A 6,632-nucleotide genomic window follows, 5' to 3' on the forward strand; every position below is an offset into this window, starting at 1 on the left:
GGTGACGTCGGCAGTCGTGCGGACGATCAGGTCCTGGTTGGTCGTGGTGATCGAACCGGCAGGGGAATCGAAGGCGACCGAGGCAAGGGCGGCCCTGAGGTCGGCAACCGTGAAGCCGAGGCTGGCCAGCTTGTTCTGATCGACGTCAATGCGGAAGATCTTGTCGCGGTCGCCATAGACCTGGACGTCGGCAACACCGGGCACGGCGGCCAACTCGTCCTCGATCTGGTCCTGGACCACCACGGTCATGTCCTGGATCGACATGTTGTCCGAGGTCACCGCCAGCCGCATCACCGGGTTGGAATTGGCGTCGGCCTTGACGATGCGCGGCGGATCGGCGGTGTCCGGCATCTGGTTGGCGACGCGGCCGACGGCATCACGCACGTCCGAGGCGGCGACATTCAGATCGACGCCATCGTTGAACTCGATGGTGACGCGGCTTGAGCCGAATGAGGAAGACGACGAGATCGACTTGACGCCGGAGACGCGGGCGACGGCGCCCTCGATGGTGTCGGTCAGCTCGCGATCGACGGTCTCGGCCGCCGCGCCCTCGAAGGTGGTGGAAACGGTGACGACCGCGCGATCGACATCAGGCAGTTCGCGGATCTCGACGCCGTAGAAGGCGGCCAGGCCGGCGACCGCAATCAGTGTGTTCAGCACGAAGGCCATCACCGGCCTGCGGATGAACAGGGCGGTGAAGCCGGTCTCGCTGGCAGTGTTGGCGGGGCTGGTCATGTGCCTGCGGCGGCGTCCGCGGCGCGCTGCTCTTCACCTGCAAGGCGGACCGCGCCGCCCTCGCTGACGCTCTGGGTGCCCTCTGTGACCACCATGTCGCCATTGTCGATCTCGGCGTCGATCAGCACGGTCTCGGTGTTGCGCTGTATGATGCGCACCGGGACCCGCCTGGCCTTGCCATCCTCGATCTGCCAGACATAGGCGCCGTCCGACCCCCACAGGATCGCCAGCGGGCTGACGGCCGGATAGATTTGCCCCGGAAATTTCATGGTGATGCCGAACGACATGCCGGCGCGCAACGAATCCGCAGGGTTGGCGATCTTGGCCTTGACCAGCAGGGTGCGGCTCTTTTCATCGATGTGGTTGTCGATGGCCGAAACGGTGCCGCTATAAGCGTTGCTGGGATTGGCGATCGGCGTCGCCGTCAATTGTGCGCCGACCTTGACGGCGGCAGCGAAGCGCTCGGGCACCAGGAAATCGACCAGGATCGAGGACCGGTCGTCGAGCGTGGCAATGGCCGACTGGTTGGTGACATAATTGCCGGCCGAGATCGGCAGGATGCCGACAGTGCCAGCGATCGGTGCCAGTATCGACCGGCGCTGCAGCGCCAGTTCCGCATCCTGAAGCGCCAGCTTGGCGCCGGCCAAGACCACTTCGGCATCGGCCACTGCGACTGGTGTCGCGGCATTGGAGGCACGAAGCGACCTGACGCGGTCGAGTTTGGCCTGCGCATCCTGCAAGGCGAGCTTGGCGCGGTCCTGAGAGATCACTTCGGTCTCGGAATCCAGGGTGGCGAGGATCTGTCCCTTATCGACATGGCTGCCGGATGCGACCAGCAGTTCGGCGAGGCGGCCGGAGCTGTAGGGATTAACGGTCACCGAGGCGTTGGCACGGCCGGTGCCGATTGCCTGCAGGCGATCGTTGATAACAGCCGAAGTGGCGGCAAGGGCGACCACGTTCACCCGCTGGTTGCCGCCATTACGGCCGTTTGCCTGCTTCGCGTTGGCGGCGCCGGTCTCAGCCGGGGGCGTTGCCGCGGAGGCCCAGTCGATGCCCCAGCGTGCCAGCACGTCCGGCGCGCCGGGATAAAAGCGCAGCCAGGCGGCTGCCGCCACCACCAGCACCACAAGTCCAAAAAGTATCTGTTTCCAGGCGGCCATCGGCACTCCGGTTGGTAAAACAATCCTTCCGTCTACCGGTTTCCCGAAATGAAGCAGACGCAGCGAGGCTATTGTAAGGCAAAGAAGCCGCCTCGATATCGCGTCTTTATGACAATTCTCCGGGGGCTGCGCACATTAAATATATGTAACCTTTGAGAAAATATGCGTAACGCTTTGGATCGTCGCACAGGCACTAACGCAGACTTTCCATCTCGCGAATGCGTTTGGCGCCTTCTGCTTCCAGTTGCCTGGTGACGGCGCCGATCAGCGTTTCGGCGACAACGAAAAGGGCAGCCGAAGAGTCCCATGCCGACGGCACCGCGGTTCGTCCGGCGATAACATGACGAGCAAAGCGGGCGATCGGCGACAGCCACTGGTCGGTGAACAGCACGATCTGGACGCCACGCTGATGCGCCTTCTCGGCGAAGCGGACGAGGCTGTCCTGGTAGCGCCTGATGTCGAAGATCACCAGCACGTCGCGCTTGCCCATGTCGATCAGCCGGTCGCGCCACATGCTCTCCTGCCCGGCGAGGTGAAAGACATCCGGCTGGATGACGGCGAGGTGGGCGGCCATGTAGCGCGCCAGCGGATCGGTGAAGCGGCCGCCGATCAGGAATGTCTTGCCGCGCCGGTCGGCGAGCCGGGCGGCGATGTCGGCAAGCTGCCTGTCGGAGAGGTGTCTGAACGTCTCGCGCATATTGTCGAGCGTCGCTTCCAGCATCGGCGACACCGTGCCGCCGCCGGGCGAGGGCGGGTTGAGCGTCCTTGTTGCCGGCGATTGCAGTTGCGCGGCCAGCTCGTCCTGCAGGCTCGACTGGAATTCCGGATAATTCTGGAAGCCGAGCCGGGCGACGAAACGCAAGATCGTCGGCGAGGAGACGCCGGCCGCGGCCGAAAATTCGGCGACCGTCTTCAGGCCGATCATCGGATAGTTGGCGATCAGCGTCTGGGCCGCGCGCCGTTCGCTGGCCGGCATCGCGCCGATACGGTCGGCGATCAGTTCGGCAATGCTGGAAATCATGTTTTCCCCACCCTGGCTCGGTCGACGGTCTTTTCCGAAATCGCATTTGACAAAGCCGGACAAACTGTATGAAATCATCCACAGGGACGCAATGAGACAAAATACGTAACATACGATACAGCGCTCCCCGGGGACGGCAGACTATGGAGAAAGCACGGCCCGCCAGCCTTGCATCGTCTGATACCGTGAGGGTGACGAACCCCGGCGGATCGAGCCCTTTCGTGCTGACCTGCGATCACGCCTCGAACTTCCTGCCCGCCGAATTCGGCACGCTCGGCCTTGCCGCCGAGGACCTCTCCCGCCACATCGCCTGGGATCCAGGCGCGCTGCCGGTAGCGCTGCGCATGGCCGAGGCGCTCGACGCGACGCTGGTCGAAACCCGTATTTCGCGTCTCGTTGTCGACTGCAACCGGCCGCTCGACGCGCCCGACCTGGTACCGCCGGTCAGCGAGACTACAGCCATACCGGGCAATGCCGGCCTGTCGGAAAGTGAGCGTGCGGCCCGTGTCGCCCTGTCGTGGCAGCCGTTTCATGCCACCATCGAGCAGATTGTCGATGACCGGCTGGCGCGTGGACAGGCGACCCGCCTGGTTTCGGTGCATTCCTTCACGCCGGTCTACAAGGGACGCAACCGGCCCTGGCATATAGGCATCATCCATGACGAGGATCGCCGGCTGGCGGCACCGCTGATATCAGCGCTGAAGCGGCTTGCCGGCGTCACCGTCGGCGTCAACGAGCCCTATTCGCCGGCCGACCGTGTCTATTTCACGCTGGAACGGCATGCGCGCTCGCGCGGCTTGCTCTGCGCGATGATCGAAATCCGCAACGACGAAATCGCCGGCGAGACCGGGCAGCGGAAATGGGCGGATCTGCTCACGGGCATTTTTCTGGATCTGGAGCCCGAGGAGGCCAGGGGCTCCCGACAACGTGCAATGGGAAAGTCAGTTCAATCGGCCAGCTAAGAACTTAAAAAGGGGACAAAAATGTCAGCGCAAGACTATTCGGATGTCGACAAGAAGGAGGATCTGAAGGTCCTCCACGGAATGGGTTATGCCCAGGAACTGTCGCGAAGCATGAGCCGCTTCTCGAATTTCGCCATCTCATTTTCGATCATCTGCATCCTGTCGGGTGGCATCAATTCATTCGCGCAGGCGACGTCGTCGATCGGCGGCGCGGGCGCCGGCATCGGCTGGATCGTCGGCTGCGCCGTTTCCGGATTTTTTGCGCTCGCCATGGCGCAGATCGCCTCGGCATTCCCGACCGCCGGTGGCCTTTATCATTGGGCGTCGATCCTCGGCAACCGTTTCACCGGCTGGCTCACCGCCTGGCTCAACCTGTTCGGCCTGATCACCGTGCTCGGCGCGATCAATATCGGCACTGCGTTCTTCTTTGTCGGAACGTTCGGCAGCTGGTTTGGCATCACTGGCACGCCGGGCGAAATCGTCGGGTTCGTCGCCTTCATCACCGTGCTGCAGGCGCTGTTCAACCATTTCGGCATCAAACTGACGGCAATGCTCACCGATGCTTCGGGCTTTCTTATTCTGGGCGCAACAGCAGTGCTGATCGTGGCCTGCCTGGTGTTCGCACCGGCAATCGACATCAGCCGGCTGTGGACGTTCACCAACTATTCAGGCGATGCGGGCGGCGGTGTTTTTCCGCAAACCGACTCCATGAGCTACCTGTTCCTGCTCTGCCTGCTGCTGCCGGTGTACACCATCACCGGCTATGACGCGTCGGCACATACCTCCGAAGAGACCCTCAAGGCGGCACACTCGGTTCCGCGCGCGATCGTTTCGTCCGTGCTCTGGTCGTCGCTGATCGGCTGGGTGATGCTGTGTGCGATCGTTCTGGCCATCCCAGACCTGGCGGCCGGCGCCAAGCAGGGCTGGAGCGTGTTCTTCTCGACCATGGACGCGATCCTGCCCGTGTGGCTCAAGGAGCTGCTCTATCTCGCCATCCTGATCTCGCAATTCCTCTGCGGCCTCGCCACAGTGACGTCGGCCTCGCGCATGCTGTTTGCCTTCTCTCGCGACGGCGGCATGCCGATCGGTTCGGCTTCGCTCGCCAAGGTCAACCCGACCTGGCGCACGCCGGTCAATGCGATCTGGACGGCCGCGATCCTCGAGATCCTGTATGTGTTCCTTGCCCAGTTCATTTCGATCGGCGGCACCAACATCTACACCATCGTCGTCAATTCGACGCTGGTGTTCCTGTTCCTGTCGTTCATCATCCCGATCGTGCTCGGCATGCTGGCTTTCGGAACGGCGAAATGGCCGACTCCAGGCCCGTGGAATCTCGGCGCTGGGCTGTTCAAGCTGTTCTGCGCGCTATCGATCGTCGGCATGGTCATCATCTTCTACATCGCCATCCAGCCGCCGAACGACAAGGTGCTTTACATCACCATAGGCTTCATCGTGCTGACCGCCCTGCTTTGGTTCGGTTTCGAGAACCGTCGCTTCCAGGGTCCGCCGATCGGTGACCAGATTGCCAAGCGCCAGGCCGCGATCAAGGCAGCCGAGGTGGCTATCGGCGAAGCTGGCGCCTGATATCGCCCAATATGGCCATGGCCGGCCTCGCGCCGGCCATGGTTGCGTTTTCCCTTTCAATCGACAAGCGCTGGAGTGCCAAAGGAATGGCCGGAAATTTCTCGTTCGATCAGTTGAAGAAAGCGGTCTCCAGCGGTGAGATCGACACCGTGCTGGCCTGCATCGTCGACATGCAAGGTCGGCTGGCGGGAAAACGGTTCCTGGCGCAGTACTTCGTCGATTCGGCACATGATGAAACGCATGGCTGCAACTATCTGCTGGCCGCCGACATCGATATGGAGCCGGTGCCTGGCTACAAGGCGGCGAGCTGGTCGAAGGGTTATGGCGACTTCGTCATGAAGCCGGATCTGGCGACGCTGCGGCGCATCCCATGGCTGGAAAAGACGGCACTGGTGATCTGCGACGTGCTCGACCACCACACCCATGACGACCTGCCGCATTCGCCGCGTGCCATCCTGAAGAAGCAGGTCAAGCGGCTGACGGAGCGCGGCTATATCGGCTATTTCGCTTCCGAGCTCGAATTCTATCTGTTCAACGAGACCTACGATTCCGCCCGCAAGAAGCACTGGCAAGGTCTCGATACCGCTTCACCCTATATCGGCGACTACCAGATCGGCATCACCACCAAGGAAGAAGGCGTCATGCGCCGGCTTCGCAACGAGATGGAAGCGGCCGGCATTCCAATCGAGAATTCCAAGGGCGAGTGGGGGCCGGGCCAGGAAGAGATCAATGTGCGCTATGCCGAGGCGCTCGACATGGCCGATCGCCATGTCATCCTGAAGAACGGCGCCAAGGAAATCGCCGAGTCCGAGGGCAAAGCGATCTCCTTCATGTCCAAGTACAATTACGGGCTAGCCGGCAATTCCAGCCACATCCACAATTCGCTGTGGAGCGCCGACGGCAAGACGCCGCTGTTCTTCGACAAAAAGGCGGACTGGACGCTGTCGACGCTTGGCCAGCAATGGGCCGCCGGCCAGCTCAAATACGCCAAGGAATTCACTTGGTTCCTGGCGCCCTACATCAACTCCTACAAGCGCTTCCAGGCCGGCACCTTCGCGCCGACCAAGATCATGTGGAGCGAGGATAACCGCACCGCCGGCTTCCGCCTGTGCGGCGAGGGCACCAAGGGCATCCGCATGGAATGCCGCATCGGCGGCGCCGATCTGAACC

Annotated in this window: 6 protein-coding genes; 3 read left to right on the plus strand and 3 right to left on the minus strand. The window is 62.4% G+C overall.

What is annotated here, in order from left to right:
* The 3 genes from EN749_RS27780 to EN749_RS27790 form a co-directional block, all read right to left on the minus strand.
* On the minus strand, nt 1-735 hold a 735-nt coding region (locus EN749_RS27780), incomplete at its 3' end, for an efflux RND transporter permease subunit (RefSeq protein WP_145991027.1).
* Complete coding sequence (locus EN749_RS27785) at nt 732-1,895, minus strand: efflux RND transporter periplasmic adaptor subunit (protein WP_128364358.1); 1,164 nt, start codon at nt 1,893-1,895, stop codon at nt 732-734. The genes EN749_RS27780 and EN749_RS27785, both read right to left, overlap by 4 nt.
* A 193-nt stretch (nt 1,896-2,088) precedes the next feature.
* A complete protein-coding gene (locus EN749_RS27790; protein WP_127398961.1) occupies nt 2,089-2,916 on the minus strand; it encodes a MurR/RpiR family transcriptional regulator in 828 nt (275 codons plus the stop codon).
* A gap of 143 nt (nt 2,917-3,059) precedes the next feature.
* Here EN749_RS27790 and EN749_RS27795 point away from each other — a divergent pair, with 143 nt between their 5' ends.
* From EN749_RS27795 to EN749_RS27805, 3 genes are all read left to right on the plus strand, one after another.
* The gene (locus EN749_RS27795) at nt 3,060-3,878 is read left to right on the plus strand and encodes an N-formylglutamate amidohydrolase (protein ID WP_127809366.1); all 819 of its coding nucleotides are present in this window, start codon (nt 3,060-3,062) and stop codon (nt 3,876-3,878) included.
* Between the two features lie 21 nt (nt 3,879-3,899).
* The gene (locus tag EN749_RS27800; RefSeq protein ID WP_127809367.1) at nt 3,900-5,462 is read left to right on the plus strand and encodes an amino acid permease; all 1,563 of its coding nucleotides are present in this window, start codon (nt 3,900-3,902) and stop codon (nt 5,460-5,462) included.
* An 86-nt stretch (nt 5,463-5,548) separates the two neighbouring features.
* Nucleotides 5,549-6,632 (plus strand): glutamine synthetase family protein (locus tag EN749_RS27805; RefSeq protein WP_145991028.1); only part of this gene is annotated, 1,084 nt, incomplete at its 3' end.

The organism is Mesorhizobium sp. M7A.F.Ca.ET.027.02.1.1 (assembly GCF_004022985.1).
Classification (GTDB): domain Bacteria; phylum Pseudomonadota; class Alphaproteobacteria; order Rhizobiales; family Rhizobiaceae; genus Mesorhizobium.

Coding starts and splice junctions, on each gene's coding strand:
- EN749_RS27800 (WP_127809367.1), top strand. CDS start 3,900: ATGTCAGCGCAAGACTATTCGGATGTCGACAAGAAGGAGGATCTGAAG.
- EN749_RS27795 (WP_127809366.1), top strand. CDS start 3,060: ATGGAGAAAGCACGGCCCGCCAGCCTTGCATCGTCTGATACCGTGAGG.
- EN749_RS27790 (WP_127398961.1), bottom strand. CDS start 2,916: ATGATTTCCAGCATTGCCGAACTGATCGCCGACCGTATCGGCGCGATG.
- EN749_RS27785 (WP_128364358.1), bottom strand. CDS start 1,895: ATGGCCGCCTGGAAACAGATACTTTTTGGACTTGTGGTGCTGGTGGTG.